This is a genomic window from Pseudomonas sp. GD04015, from assembly GCF_029837675.1.
GTDB classification, from domain to species: Bacteria; Pseudomonadota; Gammaproteobacteria; order Pseudomonadales; family Pseudomonadaceae; genus Aquipseudomonas; species Aquipseudomonas paralcaligenes.
In genome coordinates, this window is sequence record NZ_JAOEEE010000045.1 from 18,039 (window position 1) to 35,714 (window position 17,676).

18 protein-coding genes are annotated in these 17,676 nt (G+C 68.5%); 12 read left to right on the plus strand and 6 right to left on the minus strand.

The genetic code is table 11. The features are described 5' to 3' along the window. Window positions 1–85: 85 nt before the first annotated feature. Window positions 86–475 carry a hypothetical protein gene (locus N7640_RS23515; RefSeq protein ID WP_220815637.1) on the minus strand — a complete coding sequence of 130 codons (390 nt, stop codon included), beginning with the start codon at window positions 473–475 and terminating at the stop codon, window positions 86–88. 122 nt (window positions 476–597) lie between these two features. On the opposite strand from N7640_RS23515, the gene N7640_RS23520 reads away from it, so the two are divergent. The 4 genes from N7640_RS23520 to N7640_RS23535 all read left to right on the plus strand — a co-directional run bounded on the left by N7640_RS23520 (window position 598) and on the right by N7640_RS23535 (window position 4,190). Next, window positions 598–909, plus strand: a complete 312-nt coding sequence (locus tag N7640_RS23520) for a transcriptional regulator (protein ID WP_220815636.1) — start codon at window positions 598–600, stop codon at window positions 907–909. 350 nt (window positions 910–1,259) lie between these two features. Next, complete coding sequence (locus N7640_RS23525; RefSeq protein WP_279905870.1) at window positions 1,260–2,531, plus strand: CmpA/NrtA family ABC transporter substrate-binding protein; 1,272 nt, start codon at window positions 1,260–1,262, stop codon at window positions 2,529–2,531. 14 nt (window positions 2,532–2,545) lie between these two features. Next, on the plus strand, window positions 2,546–3,388 hold the full coding sequence (gene ntrB, locus N7640_RS23530; protein ID WP_279905869.1) for a nitrate ABC transporter permease: 843 nt from the start codon (window positions 2,546–2,548) through the stop codon (window positions 3,386–3,388). Window positions 3,389–3,398: 10 nt separating this feature from the next. Then, window positions 3,399–4,190 (plus strand): ABC transporter ATP-binding protein, encoded by a 792-nt coding sequence (locus N7640_RS23535; protein WP_279905868.1) that lies wholly within the window; start codon window positions 3,399–3,401, stop codon window positions 4,188–4,190. A 39-nt stretch (window positions 4,191–4,229) separates the two neighbouring features. Here N7640_RS23535 and N7640_RS23540 read toward each other — a convergent pair whose 3' ends face one another. Together N7640_RS23540 and N7640_RS23545 are read right to left on the minus strand one after the other, a co-directional pair. Then, window positions 4,230–5,078 (minus strand): alpha/beta fold hydrolase, encoded by an 849-nt coding sequence (locus tag N7640_RS23540; protein WP_279905867.1) that lies wholly within the window; start codon window positions 5,076–5,078, stop codon window positions 4,230–4,232. 126 nt (window positions 5,079–5,204) lie between these two features. Further along, complete coding sequence (locus N7640_RS23545; protein WP_279905866.1) at window positions 5,205–5,399, minus strand: hypothetical protein; 195 nt, start codon at window positions 5,397–5,399, stop codon at window positions 5,205–5,207. A 221-nt stretch (window positions 5,400–5,620) separates the two neighbouring features. Between N7640_RS23545 and N7640_RS23550 the strand changes: the two genes are divergently transcribed. Then, the gene (locus N7640_RS23550) at window positions 5,621–5,788 is read left to right on the plus strand and encodes a DUF2897 family protein (RefSeq protein WP_220815630.1); all 168 of its coding nucleotides are present in this window, start codon (window positions 5,621–5,623) and stop codon (window positions 5,786–5,788) included. 22 nt (window positions 5,789–5,810) lie between these two features. After that, window positions 5,811–6,572 (plus strand): CPBP family intramembrane metalloprotease, encoded by a 762-nt coding sequence (locus N7640_RS23555; RefSeq protein ID WP_279905865.1) that lies wholly within the window; start codon window positions 5,811–5,813, stop codon window positions 6,570–6,572. Here the strand turns inward: N7640_RS23555 and N7640_RS23560 are convergent. The 3 genes from N7640_RS23560 to N7640_RS23570 form a co-directional block, all read right to left on the minus strand. After that, a complete protein-coding gene (locus N7640_RS23560; RefSeq protein WP_279905864.1) occupies window positions 6,523–7,344 on the minus strand; it encodes an amino acid ABC transporter substrate-binding protein in 822 nt (273 codons plus the stop codon). The two genes, N7640_RS23555 and N7640_RS23560, sit on opposite strands and share 50 nt — an antisense overlap. A 62-nt stretch (window positions 7,345–7,406) precedes the next feature. Then, the gene (locus tag N7640_RS23565; protein ID WP_279905886.1) at window positions 7,407–8,183 is read right to left on the minus strand and encodes a transporter substrate-binding domain-containing protein; all 777 of its coding nucleotides are present in this window, start codon (window positions 8,181–8,183) and stop codon (window positions 7,407–7,409) included. Between the two features lie 121 nt (window positions 8,184–8,304). Then, complete coding sequence (locus N7640_RS23570) at window positions 8,305–8,928, minus strand: TetR/AcrR family transcriptional regulator (protein ID WP_220815657.1); 624 nt, start codon at window positions 8,926–8,928, stop codon at window positions 8,305–8,307. Window positions 8,929–9,091: 163 nt separating this feature from the next. Here N7640_RS23570 and N7640_RS23575 point away from each other — a divergent pair, with 163 nt between their 5' ends. The 6 genes from N7640_RS23575 to N7640_RS23600 all read left to right on the plus strand — a co-directional run. After that, window positions 9,092–10,879 (plus strand): DUF1446 domain-containing protein, encoded by a 1,788-nt coding sequence (locus tag N7640_RS23575; protein WP_279905863.1) that lies wholly within the window; start codon window positions 9,092–9,094, stop codon window positions 10,877–10,879. A gap of 83 nt (window positions 10,880–10,962) precedes the next feature. Continuing rightward, window positions 10,963–11,826 (plus strand): SDR family oxidoreductase, encoded by an 864-nt coding sequence (locus N7640_RS23580; protein ID WP_279905862.1) that lies wholly within the window; start codon window positions 10,963–10,965, stop codon window positions 11,824–11,826. 3 nt (window positions 11,827–11,829) lie between these two features. Further along, on the plus strand, window positions 11,830–13,446 hold the full coding sequence (atuC, locus tag N7640_RS23585) for a geranyl-CoA carboxylase subunit beta (RefSeq protein WP_279905861.1): 1,617 nt from the start codon (window positions 11,830–11,832) through the stop codon (window positions 13,444–13,446). Between the two features lie 113 nt (window positions 13,447–13,559). Next, window positions 13,560–14,720 carry a citronellyl-CoA dehydrogenase gene (gene atuD, locus N7640_RS23590; RefSeq protein WP_279905860.1) on the plus strand — a complete coding sequence of 387 codons (1,161 nt, stop codon included), beginning with the start codon at window positions 13,560–13,562 and terminating at the stop codon, window positions 14,718–14,720. Between the two features lie 74 nt (window positions 14,721–14,794). Continuing rightward, window positions 14,795–15,589 carry an enoyl-CoA hydratase-related protein gene (locus N7640_RS23595; RefSeq protein WP_279905859.1) on the plus strand — a complete coding sequence of 265 codons (795 nt, stop codon included), beginning with the start codon at window positions 14,795–14,797 and terminating at the stop codon, window positions 15,587–15,589. Between the two features lie 133 nt (window positions 15,590–15,722). Then, window positions 15,723–17,676: acetyl/propionyl/methylcrotonyl-CoA carboxylase subunit alpha (locus tag N7640_RS23600; protein ID WP_279906246.1), on the plus strand; the 1,954-nt coding region annotated here is incomplete at its 3' end.

Below are 17,676 nucleotides of genomic sequence, written 5' to 3' on the forward strand. Positions count from 1 at the left end.
GCGCCTAACCAGAGCAGGCCACCAACACGCTATCGAGACATGGCTGAACGAAAAAGGCCCCGGCATCCGCCGGGGCCTTTTTCCATCAGCCCGAATAGTCCAGCGCCGTCCAGGCCCGGGACAGGTCGCTGGCGATGGTGCAGCCGGGCCGCTCCCGGGCCTCGCCACCGCCGTGTGCCAGGCGGGTCACCTCGCCTTCCTCGCCACCGCGCTCGGTCAACCACTGCAGGCGCCCGCAGTTGGGCGTGTCGATCACATAGCTGGCGGAGATGCTGGATTCCTGCCCCGGCAGCCTGACCACGTCGAGCACCCTGCCGGCCTCCTCCACCCGCTTGCCGTCGCGCACCAGCACGGCCCAGGCCTCCGCGCCCTCGATCACCAGATAGGCGCCATTGGCCTTGGGCTGTTCCACCTGTGGCTGGGCGCAGCCCGCCAGCAACGCCAACAGCAGAATTGTCATCAGCTTGTGGTGCATATAGGCAGCTCCTGTTCCGGTGAATCCGACGGCAGTCGAGCTGTACTATTATCCAGTAGTGTTTATTTGTACAGTATTTTTCGTTTACTCTTGTGCGGCCGGAGAACCCAAGGAGACCGACCATGCTGGACGTACTGCAGCTGAAGAACAAAGTGAATCAGATGCCGCTCGAGAGCATCCGCGCCACGGTGGACGAGCTGCGCCTGGAAGGCCTGGTCACCGGCAGCAAGACGCCGTTCAAGCGCGTGCATTTCAACACCTGCTTCGCCGAGATCGAGGCACTGCTGCAGCGCGCCGGCTACCACCGGCAGATCGACGTGGTCGGCTACCAGGGTCAGGCCTACGCGCTGTTCGATCCCGGCCGCTGGGAGGCGGTGGAGGTGCTGCGCTGGCTCAAGGAGTACGTCGAGGAAGCCCAGCGCCGACGCATCTGAACAGCCCTGCGCCGAACCAAAAGCGCTCACGCCCGTGCGGCCCCGGCCCCCGCACGGTGCATCTCACGTGCCCGGCCAGCGCATTGCGTACACGGGCCGATGCTCCCGCCTCATGGCCAAGTCACTGATTCGCAAGCCTCCAGCCGCCTGAATCGACCTCTGCCGCACGGAAGTCGGCACGACCGACGCAAACCTGGCAAGCCGCTTGCAAAACTCCTCGCAGATTCCAGCGCAGCACACCAACGGCGGTGAGCCGCGGATCACGGACAACGGCGTCCGTCAGGGTTCCCTCCCCCATCGGGAACTCTGGCGTACGCCGTTTTTATTTGCCCATGCAAGGACTTACCCCCATGAGTGAGCGTGATTCGAACAAGCCGGCCGACGGCAACCGCCGCCATTTCCTCAAGCAGTCCATCGCCATCGGCGGCATCGCCGCCCTCGGCCTGTCCGCCCCCGGTTTCCTGCGCAGCGTCGCCTACGCCGCCGGCTCCGACGCCCCGGAGAAGGCGGCGCTGAAGGTCGGCTTCATTCCGCTGACCGACTGCGCCTCGGTGGTGGTCGCCGCCACCCAGGGCTTCGCCGGCAAGTACGGCCTGACCATCACCCCGAGCAAGGAAGCTTCCTGGGCCGGCGTGCGCGACAAGCTGGGCACCGGCGAGCTGGATGCCTCCCATGTGCTGTACGGCATGATGTACAGCACCCAGCTCGGCGTGGCCGGCCCGCAGAAGGACATGGCGGTACTCATGGGGCTGAACCAGAACGGCCAGGCCATCACCCTCTCCAAGCAGCTCAGGGAGGCCGGCGTGACCAACGGCGAGCAGCTCGCCGCGCACATCAAGAAGGGTGGCAAGCCGCTGACCTTCGCCCAGACCTTCCCCACCGGCACCCACGCCATGTGGCTGTACTACTGGCTGGCCAGCCACGGCATCAACCCCTTCACCGACGTCAAGACCATCACCGTGCCACCGCCGCAGATGGTCGCCAACATGCGTGTCGGCAACATGGACGGCTACTGCGTCGGCGAGCCCTGGGGCGCGCGGGCGATCTCCGACAAGATCGGCTTCACCGCCACCACCACCCAGCAGATCTGGGCCGACCACCCGGAGAAGGTGCTGGGCTGCACCCGCGAGTTCGTCGAGCAGAACCCCAACACCGCCCGCGCGCTGGTCATGGCCATCCTCGACGCCAGCCGCTTCATCGAGGCCAGTGCGGAGAACAAGAAGGCCACCGCCAAGCTGATTTCCGGCAAGGCCTACGTCAACGCGCCGGTCGAGGTGATCGAGCAACGTTTCCTCGGCCACTACGAGGACGGCCTCGGCAACAGCTGGGAAGACTTGCACGCCATGGCCTTCTGCAAGGACGGCAGCGTCAACTTCCCCTACCACTCCGACGGCATGTGGTTCCTCACCCAGTTCAAGCGCTGGGGCCTGATCAAGGACGACCCGGACTACGCCGCCGTGGCCGCCGGGGTCAACCAGACCAAGCTCTACGGCGAGGCAGCCAGCGCCCTCGGCATTCCGTTGCCGGCCAGCCCGCTGCGCGCCAGCACGCTGCTCGACGGCAAGGTCTGGGACGGCTCCGACCCCGCCGCCTACGCCGCATCGTTCGCGATCAAGGCCTGAATCAGGAGGCACTCATGAACGCACCGTTGAAAACCCCTCTGCAGGTCGCGCCCGGCGTGGCCGCACGCCGCTTCCCGGGTACCGAAGCGCTCGCCAACCTGGCCAGGACCGTGATTCCGCCGCTGCTCGGCATCGCCCTGTTCATCGGCGTCTGGGCGCTGATCGCCGCGCGCAGCGAGGGTCTGCCGGGACCGCTGTCGACCTGGCACTCGGCCGTCGCGCTGTTCGCCGACCCGTTCTACGACAATGGCCCCAACGACATGGGCATCGGCTGGAACATCCTCCACTCCCTCGGCCGGGTTGGCGTCGGCTTCGGCTTGGCGGCGCTGATCGGCATCCCGCTGGGCTTCGCCATCGGCCGCTTCGCCTTCCTCGCCGGCATGCTCTCGCCGATCATCAGCCTGCTGCGCCCGGTCTCGCCACTGGCCTGGCTGCCGATCGGCCTGCTGGTGTTCGAGGCCGCGGGGCCGGCGTCGATCTGGGTGATCTTCATCAGCTCGATCTGGCCGATCATCCTCAACACCGCCGCCGGCGTGGCCAGCGTGCCGCAGGACTACCTGAACGTGGCCCGTGTGCTCAAGCTGTCGGAGTTCAAGGTGCTCACCCGCATCCTGTTCCCCGCCGTGCTGCCGCACCTGATGACCGGCATCCGCCTGGCCATCGGCGTGGCCTGGCTGGTGATCGTCGCCGCGGAGATGCTCACCGGCGGCACCGGCCTGGGCTTCTGGGTGTGGGACGAGTGGAACAACCTCAACGTCGAGCACATCCTCATCGCCATCATCATCGTCGGCCTGGTCGGCCTGGCCCTGGAGCAGGCCCTGCTCCTGCTGGCCAAGCGCTTCGACTATGCGAGCTAAGGAGACCGTCATGGACAAGTTCGTTGAGCTGACCGGCGTCAGCAAGCATTTCGATACCAAGAAGGGCCGCTTCCAGGCGCTCGAGGGCGTCAACCTGAGCATTGCCAAGGGCGAGTTCGTCTCACTGATCGGCCACTCCGGCTGCGGCAAGTCCACCGTGCTCAACCTGATCGCCGGCCTGCTGGAGGCCAGCTCGGGCGGGCTGATCTGCAACGGCCGCGAGATCGACGGTCCCGGCCCGGAACGCGCCGTGGTGTTCCAGAACCACAGCCTGCTGCCGTGGATGACCTGCTTCGGCAACGTCCACCTGGCGGTGGAGCGGGTGTTCGGCGCCAAGTCAGGCAAGGCCGAGCTGAAGGAGCGCACCGCCCGGGCGCTGCAGATGGTCGGCCTGAGCCACGCCAGCCACAAGCATCCCAGCGAGATCTCCGGCGGCATGAAGCAGCGCGTGGGCATCGCCCGCGCCCTGGCCATGGAGCCCAAGGTGCTGCTGATGGACGAGCCGTTCGGCGCGCTGGATGCGCTGACCCGCGCCCACCTGCAGGACGAGCTGCTGCGTATCGTCGGCCAGACCCACAGCACGGTGGTGATGGTGACCCACGACGTGGACGAGGCGGTGCTGCTGTCGGACCGCATCGTGATGATGACCAACGGCCCGGCGGCGACCATCGGCGAAATCCTTAACGTCGAACTGGAGCGCCCACGCGACCGCCTGGCCCTGGCCCACGACGCGCGCTACCACGAGTACCGCAGCGCCGTGCTGGAATTCCTCTACCAGCGCCAGCAGCGTCCTGCCGCCTGAGTCCGCTGCGCACCGTAGGGTGCGCCATGGGCACCGGCTTCAGCCGGCCGCGCCGGACTCGTGCCGGCGCAGCCAGGCATCGACGCGCTCGACCACGCTCTGCGGCGCCTTCAGCCAGGCGCTGTGCGGGTTCTCCTCCGGCGGCCGTGGCGAGGGCAGCCGCTCGATGCTCGGCTGCGGCTGGATAAGCGCGGCCAGCCCCAGGGTGGAGGCCGGCGGCGCAAAATGGTCGCCCTCGATCTGGATATACAGCGAGTCCACCCGGTTGCGCTGCGCCGGCACCAGGGGCAGGCCGAGGTGGTCGTAGTTGCCGCTGAAGGCCACCCGGCCCCAGTCGCGCATCAGCGAACGGGCCTCTTGGCCACCGAAGCCGAGGCGCCGCCCCGGCAGGTAGCCGAGCACCGAGACGATCGCCCCGAACAGCAGCGCCACGCTGGGCGTGAGCAGCCGGCCCCGGCCCTCCCAGTGGCGGTAGTGGATGTTGCCGCAGGCCACGCCCACCACCGGCACCGGGCTGTCCGGGTTGGCCGCGGCATGCAGCGTGGCGATGTGCCCGCCCAAACTGTGGCCGAGCAGCACCGGCCCAGACTGGGGGAAATGCAGCTTGGCCAGGTCGAGCAGCTTGGGCAGCAGCTCGTCCACCAGTTGGCGGTAGCCGTAGTCGAAGCGCCAGCCGGGCCGTGGACGGCTCTCGCCCTGGCCCGGCCAGTCGGCCACCAGCACGTTGTGCCCCGCCGCGACCAGTCCCTGAGCCAGGCGCTCGTACTTGCGCGCGGTGACGCCCAGCGCCGGCAGCACGATCAGCGTGTGGCCGGCGTCCGCGCCGGCGGTATGAAGGGTGATGGGGCAATGGAACTTGCCGCCGGCGAACTGCAAGGCGTCGACCATGGTTTTCTCCTGCGTGGCTGCGGCGAATCTAGAGCAATTACTCTAGAAACACCACTCCCCTTCCAGCAGGCAAAAAAATGCCGCGGAGATCGCGGCAGGAGAGGTTAGCCGGAAAGCAGCACCTGTTCAGACCCGATGTTGCGCCTCTGGTGTGACAGGAAGATGACCATGCGGCTGGGGCAACTGGTGAGGTGCCGCGAGGCGCTGTTGCAGACGCTCGACGAAGCGGGTCGCGTCCCCCTGGCAGCGAAAGGGCACGTCGCAGGCGCCCAGCTTGACGATCCAGCCGTGGTTGGCGGCTTCGGTCACGGTGATGTCCATGAATGGGTCCCCCCTTGTTCCGAGAATGGCCAGGCATGCCCGGGCAGCGGCCTGGTCCCGCATGGCGCGAATGCCGTCGGCCGCAGGGCCGCATGCCTCGCACGCATGTGCCCGGCCGCCCCTTCAGCGAAGCGCCAGACGCAACGCATTCAAGCAACGCCAGGTTGCCGGCATGTGACAGCGGGCGTTATGGTGGAGCATCCCCCCTCGAGGAGAAGGCCATGCCCTGGTATGCCTGGTTGATCATCGTCCTGGCCCTCGGCTCCATCGTCGGCAGTCTGCTGTTGCTGCGCGACAGCGCGCGCAAGCTGCCCCTGACCGAGGAACAGCTCAAGCGCATTCACGAGCGCAACGCGGAAATGGACGCCAAGGAAGCGGAAGACCGCTGACCCCAGCCGACAAGGACGTCGTATGCCACCGCTGCACCTGCGTCTGCTCCTGCCCGTGCTGGCGCTCGGCATGGGCCTGGCGCTCGGCTTTGTCGAGCCCGCGGGCCTGGCGCTGGGCGCCGCCTATATCGCCTGGGTGCTGTTCGGCGAACGCCTGCTGCCACGCGGAGTGTGGTGGAGCGGCGGGCTGATCGGCGGCGTGGCCCTGGCCGCCCACCTGCTGCCCGGTTTCCAGCCGACGCCGTTGTGGCCCGCCCAAGCCCTGAGCGCGGACGCCCCGCCCTACGCCCTGCGCCTGTCCTGGGACAAACTGCTGCTGGGCCTGACCCTGCTGGCCTGGTGGCTGGGCCAGCCGCCGCGCCCGGCTGTACGCCCACGTCTGGCGCTGTTCGCCGGGCTCGCCACCCTGCTGGCAGTGCCGTTGCTGGCGCTGGCCCTCGGCCTGGTCGGCTGGCAGCCGAAATGGCCGCCGCAGCTGTGGCTCTGGCTAGCGGTGAACCTGGGCGTGGCGGTGCTGGCCGAGGAGCTGCTGTTTCGCGCCTGGTTGCAGCCGGCGCTGGTGGCACGCCTCGGCGCCCTGGCCGGCGTCGGGCTGACCGCCCTGCTGTTCGGCGCCGCGCATGTGCCCTTCAGCCCGCTGTTCGCCCTGGTGGCGACGGTGGCCGGCCTGGGCTACGGCCTGGCCTTCCACTTCAGCGGCCGGCTATGGCCGGCCGTGGCGCTGCACGGCGCGGTCAATCTGCTCCATCTGCTTCTGCTGAGCTACCCGCTGCGGTCCGGCTGACCTCGATGCCGTAGGGCGCGAAGATGCGCTCCAGCTCGCCGCTCTGGCGCAGCTTCTGCAGGATGGCGCGGAACTCCCCGGCGCTGATCGGCGCCCTCGGGTGGAGGATCGCGTAGTGGCGGTAGCGCTGGTCCTCCCAGTCCGACACCAGCAGCTCCTCGCGCAGCCGGGGTTGCTCGCGCAGGCGCGCGCCCAGCCAGGAACGGGTGATCGGCGCGATGTCGGCGCGCCCGCGCAGCACCAGCTTGAGGTTGCTCTCGTGGGAGTAGGTGAGCACCGCGTTGAAGTTCTTCTCCAGCCACTTGGGATCGTTGTTGAAGCCGGCGAAGCCGTAGTGGTAGCCGTTGAACAACGCCATGCGCTTGTCCATCAGCCTGTCGAAGTAGTGCTGGTCGCGCCCCGGCTCGGCGCGGGCCACCAGCACCTCGGCATCCTCCAGGCCCAGGTCGATGCGGGTGCCGGGCACGCCCTGCCAGTTCCAGTCGGGGTTCTCGAAGATGGCCAGGTGGATGCGCCCCTGGAGGAAGTCGTCGAAGCGGCGGTTGAGCGAGGTGGCGCGGGGAACGAAGCGATGCTCGCTCTGCACCTCGTTGAGCGCCCCGACCAGTTCGCCGAGCAGGCCGCTGTTCGGGTCGGACTCGGGCTTGACCACGTAGGGAGGGAAATGCACGGCGGCCACCAGAACGTCCTCCGCCGCCTCCACGGCCGGACTCGACAACGCCACCAGCAGCATCAGCGAAGCGCCAAGCAATCCCTGTCGACGCCGATCCATGTTGACCTCACAGGCAACTAAGCTGATCGAAGACTAGCCTAGTGCCATGATGGCGTAAACGCCTAGTGGGGGATCGGATCGGCGCGCCAGCTGGCCGCCTCCGCCGCGCTCAGCAGGTGGTAGCGCCGAGTCAGGTCGTCCAGCCGGCCGCTGTCGCGCAGCCGCTGGAGCAGCGCGTCCAGCCGCTTCGCGTCGATCGGCCCCTGCGGGCGCAGCAGGGCGTGGTGGTGGTAGATTTGGTCGGCGCGCTCCGAGGCCAGCAGCCGCTCGCCCTGCTGCGGGTGTTCCTGCTGGTAGATGCGCAGATAGGAACGGGCCACCACGCTGAGGTCGACGCGGCCGTGCAGCAGCATCAGCAGGTTGCTGTCGTGGGAATAGGTGAGCACGGCGTTGAACTGGCGGGTCAGGTAGTCCTGGTCGGCGTTGTAGCCGGCGAAGCCGTAGTGATAGCCGTTGTACAGGGCCATGCGCTTGCCGCCCAGGCGGTCGAAGAAGCGCTGGTCGCGCCCCTCCTCCTTGCGCGCCACGTAGACCTCGGCGTCGGCGATGTGCAGGTCGAGCTTGTCCAGCGGGATGTCCTGCCAGCCCCAGTCCGGCGACTCGAACAGGATCAGGTCGTAGCGGGCGTGGACGAAGTCGCGGTAGCGCCGGGTCACCGAGGTCGGCACCAGCTCGAAGCGGTAGTCGTCCTGGGCCGCGTTCAGCGCCGCCAGCAGCTCGGGCACCATGCCTTCGGGCGCCGTGCTCTCCGGTTTGGCGATGTAGGGCGGGAAGTGGTAGGCGCCGACGCGCACGCGCTGCTCGGCACCCGCCAGGGGGGCACAACAGACCAGGACCATCAGCAGCAGGCGGGAAAGCGCACGCAACGCGGTTACCTCGATGAAAGGAAGCCAGGTGTCCGGCTCCTCCCTGCAGCCGCGACCGACCAAGGCCAGTGCTGGTAGCAGCTTAGCCTATCCGTCAGTCTTCCTTGAGCACCAGATTGAGGGCTTCCTCGGCCAGCTGGTCCAGGCTCATCTTGCCGTCCGGGCGGAACCAGGTGGTGGTCCAGCTCAGAGCACCCGTGAGGAAGCGCCGCAGCACGAACGGATCGGCCTTGAAATGGCCAGCGGCGCGGGCCTCGCCGAGCACCTCGAGCCAGATCTGCTCGTAGGTGTCGCGCAGGCTGAGGATGTAGGCCTGGCTCTCCTCGGACAGCGAGCGCCACTCGTACACCAGTACGCCCATGGCCTCGCCGGTGCCGCCCATGATCGACTGCAACTCGCAGCGGATCAGCGCCAGCACCCGCTCGCGCGGACCGCTGGCCTCGCTCAGGGCGGCGCGCATCAGTGCGGTGTTGTAGAGGATGGTCTCCTCCATCACCGCCTTGAGGATTTCGTCCTTGCTCTTGAAGTGGTGGAAGATGCTGCCGGACTGGATGCCCACGGCGCCGGCCAGGTCGCGCACCGTGGTGCGCTCGTAGCCCTTGCTGCGGAACAGGTGGGCGGCGGTCTGCAGCAGCTTGCCGCGGGCGCTCTCCGGGTCGGTCAGCCCACCATCGGCGACCAGCTTCTGCATTACTTCTCGGGCTTTCCGTTCGTCCAGACTCATCGCGTCCCCACTCGCCGCTCGCTTGCGCCGCGATTGTACGCGACCTGGCGACCTCCCGAGCAAGCGCTTGGGCAAAAAGAAGCACGCGTAAGGCTTTTCAACCAAGCGCTTGCTTGGTAGTGTGCGAAGCATCTGGCATCCGCGCGGACTCACGACAATGAACAAGACCGTACGCATAGGCTGCGCCTCCGCCTTCTGGGGCGACACCTCCACCGCCGCCGCCCAGCTGGTGCGCGGCGCCGAACTGGACTACCTGGTGTTCGACTACTTGGCCGAGATCACCATGTCGATCATGGCCGGGGCGAAGATGAAGAAGCCGGACGAGGGCTACGCCACCGACTTCGTCGAGGTGCTGGCGCCGCTGCTGGGCGAGATCGCCGCGAAAAAGATCCGCGTCATCAGCAACGCCGGCGGGGTCAACCCGGCGGCCTGCGCCGCCGCCCTGACCGCCGCCTGCGACAAGGCTGGCGTGCAGCTGAAGATCGCCGTGCTGCACGGCGACAACCTGCAACCCAGACTCGGCGAGCTGGCCAAGGCCGGCACCGTGGAGATGTTCAGCGGTGCCCCGCTGCCGCCCATGTGCGTATCGGTCAATGCCTACCTGGGCGCGCCGGGCATCGTCGCGGCACTGGAGGCCGGCGCCGATATCGTCGTCACCGGCCGCGTGGTCGACAGCGCGGTGGTCAGCGCGGCTCTGGTCCACGAATTCGGCTGGTCGTGGTCCGACTACGACAAGCTGGCCCAGGCCGCCTTGGCCGGCCATATCATCGAGTGCGGCGCCCAGTGCACCGGCGGCAACTTCACCGACTGGCGCGACGTGCCGGACTACGAGCACATCGGCTTCCCGGTGGTGGAAGTCGCCGCCGATGCCAGCTTCGTGGTCGGCAAGCCCGAGGGCAGCGGCGGCCTGGTCAGCGTGCTGTCGGTGGGCGAGCAGATGCTCTACGAGATCGGCGACCCGCGCGCCTACCTGCTGCCGGACGTGGTCTGCGACTTCACCCAGGTGCAGCTGACCCAGGTCGGCGACAACCGCGTCGAGCTGAAGGGCGCCCGCGGCCTGCCGCCCACCGGCCAGTACAAGGTCAGCGCCACCCATCCGGACGGCTTCCGCTGCACCGCCAGCTGCCTGATCGCCGGCATCGACGCCGTGGCCAAGGCCGAGCGGGTCAGCCAGGCAATCATCCGCAAGACCGAGGAAATCTTCGCAGAACGCGGCTGGGGGCCCTACCGCGAAGCGAGCATCGAACTGCTCGGCGCCGAGGCCACCTACGGCCCGCACGCCCAGAGGCAGGACACCCGCGAGGTGGTGATCAAGCTCGCCGTGCGCCACGCCAGGAAGGAAGCGCTGGTGCTGTTCTCCCGCGAGATCGCCCAGGCCGCCACCGGCATGGCGCCGGGCCTGACCGGCATCGTCGGCGGCCGACCCACGGTATACCCGGTGATCCGCCTGTTCAGCTTCCTGGTGGACAAGGACGCCTGCGCTCTGGAAGTGGAGCTGGACGGCGAGCGCATCCCGGTCGCCCTGCCCGAGGTCGATGTATTCGACCCGGCCCGCATCGCCGACGAGGCTCCGCTGCCCGCCACCACCGGCCAGGCCGACGCCAGCGTGCCGCTGGTCAGGCTGGCCGTGGCCCGCTCTGGCGACAAGGGCAACCACAGCAACATCGGCGTGATGGCGAGAAGGCCCGAGTACCTGCCGTGGATCGCCGAGGCGCTGGGCAAGGAGGCGGTGGTGGACTGGATGAGCCACGTGCTCGACCCGCAGGTCGGCCGCGTCGAGCGCTGGTATCTGCCGGGCAGCCACAGCCTCAATTTCCTGCTGGAGAACGCCCTGGGCGGCGGCGGCGTGGCCAGCCTGCGCATCGACCCGCAGGGCAAGGCCTTCGCCCAGCAGTTGCTGGAATTCCCGGTGCCGGTGCCGCAGGCCCTGGCCGATCGGCTGTAGCGGCAACCCCTGTGGGAGCGGCCTCGGCCGCGATCGAGCCTGCACGAAGGCCGCTCCTACAAAGACCGACAAGGATAACGACAATGGCATACGACTCAGTCTTCAAACCCGGCCTGTTCGCCGGCCAGACCATCCTGGTCACCGGCGGCGGCAGCGGCATCGGCCGCTGCGTGGCCCACGAGCTGGCCCACCTGGGCGCCCACGTGGTGCTGGTCGGGCGCAAGCCGGAGAAGCTGGAGAAGACCGCCGGCGAGATCGCCGAGGACGGCGGCAGCGTCAGCTTCGCCGCCTGCGACATCCGCGAGGAAGAGGCGGTGAAGGCCATGGTCGCCGGTGTGCTGGCCGAGCGCGGGCGCATCCATCACCTGGTCAACAACGCCGGCGGCCAGTTCCCCGCCCCGCTCGTCTCGATCAACCAGAAAGGCTTCGAGACCGTGGTGCGCACCAACCTGGTCGGCGGCTTCCTGGTGGCCCGCGAAGTCTTCACCCAGTGCATGGGCAAGCACGGCGGCAGCATCGTCAATATGCTCGCCGACATGTGGGGCGGCATGCCCGGCATGGGCCACTCCGGCGCGGCGCGCGCGGGCATGGAGAACTTCACCAAGACCGCCGCCTACGAATGGGGCCACGCCGGCGTGCGGGTCAACGCCGTGGCGCCGGGCTGGATCGCCTCCAGCGGCATGGACACCTACCCCGAGTCGATGAAGAACATGATCCGCAACCTCAAGGACCACGTGCCGCTGCAGCGCATCGGCACCGAGTCGGAAGTGGCGGCGGCCATCGTCTTCCTGCTGTCGCCGGGGGCCAATTTCATCAGCGGCAACACCATCCGCATCGACGGCGCCGCCAGCCAGGGCACCCGTGCCTGGACGCTGGGCAAGGCCAAGACCAGCGAGTCCTACAACGGCTTCCACCGGGCCTACGTGCCCGACGTGTTCAAGGAGTAAGCGATGCCGGCGATCCAATCGGAAATCGACGTCCACGGCGACGCCTTCGCGCAGAACCGCGAGGCCATGCTGGCGGCCATCGCCAGCTTCCGCGAAGTCGAGCAGAAGGTGCTGGACAAGGCGGCGGAGGCCAAGGCCAAGTTCGACAAGCGCGGCCAGCTGCTGCCGCGCGAGCGCCTCAACCTGCTGCTCGACCCGGGCAGCCCGTTCCTCGAACTCTGCTCCCTGGCCGGCTACAAGCTGCACGACGACAAGGACGGCACCCAGGCCGGCGGCGGCATCATCGCCGGCATCGGCTACGTGGCCGGGGTGCGCTGCCTGGTCAGCGCCAGTAACAGCGCGATCAAGGGCGGCACCATCTCCCCCACCGGCCTGCGCAAGTCCCTGCGTCTGCAGCAGATCGCCGCCGAGAACCGGTTGCCCGTGATCACCCTGGCCGAGAGCGGCGGCGCCAACCTGACCTACGCCGCCGACATCTTCGTCGAGGGCGCCCGCGCCTTCGCCAACCAGGCGCGCCTGTCCGCCGCCGGCATCCCGCAGATCACCGTGGTGCATGGCTCCAGCACCGCCGGCGGCGCCTACCAGCCGGGCCTGTCCGACTACGTGGTGGTGGTGCGTGGCAAGGCCAAGATGTTCCTCGCCGGCCCGCCGCTGCTCAAGGCCGCCACCGGCGAGATCGCCACCGACGAGGAGCTGGGCGGCGCCGAGATGCACGCCCAGGTCGCCGGCACCGCCGAGTACCTGGCCGAGAACGACGCCGACGGCGTGCGCCTGGCCCGCGAGATCCTCGGCATGCTGCCGTGGAACGCCCAGCTGCCGGTGCGCGAACGACGCACCTGGCGCGAGCCGCTGTACCCGGCCCACGAGCTGCTCGGCGTGGTCCCGGCGGACGCCAAGAAACCCTACGACGTGCGCGAGATCGTCGCCCGCATCGCCGATGGCTCGGAGTTCCTCGACTTCAAGCACGAGTTCGACAGCCAGACTGTCTGCGGCCACCTGCAGATCGAAGGCCAGCCCTGCGGCCTGATCGGCAACAACGGCCCGATCACTCCGAGGGGCGCGGCCAAGGCGGCCCAGTTCATCCAGCTGTGCGAGCAGAGCAACACGCCGATCCTGTTCCTGCACAACACCACCGGCTTCATGGTCGGCACCGAGTCCGAGCAGCTGGGCGTGATCAAGCACGGCTCGAAGATGATCCAGGCGGTGGCCAACGCCACCGTGCCCAAGCTGACCATCGTGGTCGGCGGCTCCTACGGCGCGGGCAACTACGCCATGTGCGGCCGCGGCCTCGACCCGCGCTTCATCTTCGCCTGGCCCAACAGTCGCACCGCGGTGATGGGCGGCGCCCAGGCCGGCAAGGTGCTGCGCATCGTCACCGAGGAGAAACACCGCAAGGAAGGCAAGGAGGCCGACCCGAAGATGCTCGACATGCTGGAAATGGCCACCGCGCAGAAGCTCGACAGTCAGTCCACCGCGCTATACGGCACAGCCAGCCTGTGGGACGACGGCCTGATCGACCCGCGCGACACCCGCGCCCTGCTCGGCCTGCTGCTGGACATCTGCGCCGAGGCCCGGGCCCGGCCGCTCAAGGCCAGCAGCTTCGGCGTGGCTCGATTCTGACCGTAGGGCGGGTGCAACCCGCGTAACCCCGACGCGGGTTTCACCCGCCCTACAACACTTTTAAATCCCCTCTCCCTCCGGGAGAGGGAGCTAGAACGAGGAGAACAAGAAAAATGATCTTCACCCAGGAACACGAAGAACTCCGCCGCACCGTGCGCAACTTCGTCGAGCACGAGATCAACCCCCACGTCGACCAGTGGGAGAAGGACGGTCGCTTCCCCATCCACGACATCTTCAAGAAGGCCGGCGACCTCGGCCTGCTGGGCATCTCCAAGCCGGAGAAGTTCGGCGGCATGGGCCTGGACTACAGCTACTCGATCGTCGCCGCCGAGGAATTCGGCACCATCCACTGCGGCGGCATCCCCATGTCCATCGGCGTGCAGACCGACATGTGTACCCCGGCGCTGGCGCGCTTCGGCTCCGACGAACTGCGCGAGGAATTCCTCCGCCCGGCCATCGCTGGCGAGATGGTCGGCTGCATCGGCGTCTCCGAGGTCGGTGCCGGCTCCGACGTGGCCGGGCTGAAGACCAGCGCGCGCAAGGACGGCGACGACTACATCATCAACGGCAGCAAGATGTGGATCACCAACTCGCCGTCGGCCGACTTCATCTGCCTGCTGGCCAACACCAGCGACGACAAGCCCCACGTCAACAAGTCGCTGATCGTGGTGCCGATGAACAGCCCGGGCATCAGCGTCAGCCCGCACCTGGACAAGCTCGGCATGCGCAGCTCGGAAACCGCCCAGGTGTTCTTCGACAACGTGCGCGTGCCCCAGCGCAACCGCATCGGCGCCGAGGGCGCTGGCTTCATGATGCAGATGCTGCAGTTCCAGGAAGAACGCATGTTCGGCGCGGCCAACATGATCAAGGGCCTGGAACACTGCATCGACAGCACCATCGCCTACTGCAAGGAGCGCAAGACCTTCGGCCAGGCGCTGATCGACAACCAGATCATCCACTTCCGCATGGCCGAGCTGCAGAGCGAGGTCGAAGCCCTGCGCGCGCTGGTCTACCAGGCCACCGAGCTGTACGTGAACGGCAAGGACGTGACCAAGCTGGCCTCCATGGCCAAGCTCAAGGCCGGGCGCCTGGGCCGCGAGGTCAGCGATGCCTGCCTGCAGTACTGGGGCGGCATGGGCTTTATGTGGGACAACCCGGTGTCGCGCGCCTACCGCGACGTGCGCCTGGTCTCCATCGGCGGCGGCGCCGACGAGATCATGCTCGGCATCATCTGCAAGCTGATGGGCATCCTGCCCGGCAAGAAAAAGGGCTGAGGCCGTAGGGCGGGTGAAACCCGCGCCGATCACGACGCGGGTTCCACCCGCCCTACCTCAACGGAGCGATGGCGATGTCTCTACCAAACACGGAAACCCTGCTGCTGGAGCCGGCCGATGGCGTGCTCTACGTCACCCTCAATCGTCCGGACAGCCGCAACGCCATGAGCCTGGCGATGGTCGAGGAACTGCGCGCCGTGCTGCGCTCGGTGCGCACCGACCAGAGCGTGCGCGCCCTGGTGCTGCGCGGCGCCGGCGGCCACTTCTGCGCCGGTGGCGACGTCAAGGACATGGCCGGAGCCAGAGCGAAAGGTGGCGACGCCTACCGCGAACTGAACCGCGCCTTCGGCAGCCTGCTGGAAGAGGCCCAGGCCACGCCCCAGGTGCTGATCGCCGTGCTGGAAGGCGCGGTGCTCGGCGGCGGCTTCGGCCTGGCCTGCGTCTCCGACATCGCCATCGCCCACAGCCAGGCGAAATTCGGCCTGCCGGAAACCAGCCTGGGCATCCTGCCGGCGCAGATCGCGCCCTTCGTGGTCAAGCGCATCGGTCTGACCCAGACCCGCCGCCTGGCCCTCACCGCCGCCCGCTTCGACGGCGCCGAGGCCCTGCGCCTGGGCCTGGTGCATTTCAGCGAGGCCGATGACCAGGCCGTGGTCGACCGCCTCGCCGAGTGCCTGCGGCAGGTGCGCCAGTGCGCGCCGGGGGCCAACGCGGCAACCAAGGCGCTGCTGCTGGCCACCGAGCATGAAGTGCTCGGCAACCTGCTCGACCACGCCGCCGGCCTGTTCGCCGAGGCGGTGCTGGGCGAGGAAGGCGTGGAAGGCACCATGGCCTTCGTGCAGAAGCGCAAGCCCAAGTGGGCTGAGTGAGATCAACGCCCTCTCCCTCCGGGAGAGGGCTGGGGTGAGGGGAACACGGGCAGCTCGGAGCAGCCTGAAACACCCTCACCCCTGGCCCCTCTCCCAGAGGGAGAGGGGAACAGCATCCAGGAGCCAGAGAACCATGCCCGCCTTCAACAAGATCCTGATCGCCAACCGTGGCGAGATCGCCTGCCGGGTGATGCGCACCGCGCAGAACCTCGGCTACCGCACCGTGGCGGTGTACTCCGAGGCCGACGCCGGCGCGCGCCACGTGCAACTAGCCGACGAGGCGGTGTGCATCGGCCCGGCCCAGGTCAACCAGTCCTATCTGGTGATCGACGCCATCCTCGAAGCGGCGCGCAAGACCGGCGCCGACGCCATCCACCCCGGCTACGGCTTCCTCTCCGAGAACGCCGAGTTCGCCCGCGCCTGCGAGGCGGCCGGCATCGTCTTCATCGGCCCGACCGTGGAAGCCATCCACCTGATGGGCAGCAAGCGCCTGTCGAAGATCGCCATGCTCGAAGCCGGCGTGCCCTGCATCCCCGGCTACGAGGGCGCGGCCCAGGACGACGAGACCCTGGCCCGCGAGGCCGAGCGCATCGGCTACCCGCTGATGATCAAGGCCAGCGCCGGCGGCGGCGGCCGCGGCATGCGCCTGGTGCAGGACGCTTCCGAACTGGCCGCGCAGATCCGCACCGCCCGCTCCGAGGCACAGAACGCCTTCGGCTCCGGCGAGCTGATCCTGGAAAAGGCGGTGATCCAGCCGCGCCACGTGGAAATCCAGGTGTTCGGCGACACCCACGGCAACATCGTCTACCTGGGCGAACGCGACTGCTCGGTGCAGCGCCGCCACCAGAAGGTGGTGGAGGAAGCGCCCTGCCCGGTGATGACGCCCGAGCTGCGCCGGGCCATGGGCGAGGCGGCGGTCAAGGCGGCGGCGCGGGTCGAGTACATCGGCGCCGGCACCGTGGAGTTCCTGCTGGACGGCTCCGGCGCCTTCTACTTCCTGGAGATGAACACCCGCCTGCAGGTGGAGCACCCGGTCACCGAGCTGATCACCGGCCAGGACCTGGTGGCCTGGCAGATTCGCGTCGCCGAAGGCCAGCCGCTGCCGCTCGGGCAGGAGGACATCCGCCTGGAAGGCCACGCCATCGAGGTGCGCCTGTACGCCGAGGACTCGGCCAACGGCTTCCTGCCCCAAACCGGCGATGTGCTGCGCTGGGAGCCGGCCCTGCTGGATGGCATCCGCGTCGATCACGGCCTGGTCGAGGGCCAGGCCGTGACGCCCTTCTACGATCCGATGCTGGCCAAGGTGATCGCCTACGGCGCCACCCGCGACGAGGCCCGGCGCAAGCTGGTGCGCGCCGTGGAGGACTGCGTGCTGCTGGGCGTCAACGGCAACCAGCGCTTCCTCGCCAACCTGCTGGCCCACCCCGAATTCGCCTCCGGCAACGCCACCACCGCCTTCATCGCCGAGCACTTCGCCGACGACCCGAGCCTGAGCCCGCAGGCCCCGGCCGCGTCCGAACTGGCCGCCGCCTGCGCCCTGCTCTACCAGGCCAGCGCCGACGCCCGCGCCCATCAGCCGGGCCTGTCCGGCTGGCGCAACAGCGGCGGCGCGCCCTGGCGCTTCGTCCTCAAGCAGGGCGAGCACCAGCACGCGGTGGAGCTGCAGGTGCTGGAGGCCGGCACCCAGCCAAGGCTGCGCGCGCAGGTCGGCGAGCAGTCGGTCGAGCTGCGCCTGCTGGCCGCCGACGGCCGCTGGGCCACCCTGGAACTGGACGGCGTGCGCCGCCGCCTGGCCTACCACCGGGACGGCGAGCGGGTCTGGCTGTACGGCCGTGGCGGCAACCTGGAATTCGTCGACGTCACCCATGCCCCGGCCGGCGGGCAGAACGCCGCCGGCACTGGCACGATCAAGGCGCCGATGGACGGCGCCATCGTCGAGGTGCTGGTGGCCGAGGGCGAGCAGGTCAGCAAGGGCCAGCTGCTGGTGGTGCTGGAGGCGATGAAGATGGAGCACCCGCTCAAGGCCGGCATGGACGGCGTGATCCGCCGCGTCCAGGTCAGCCAGGGCGACCAGGTGAAAAGCCGCC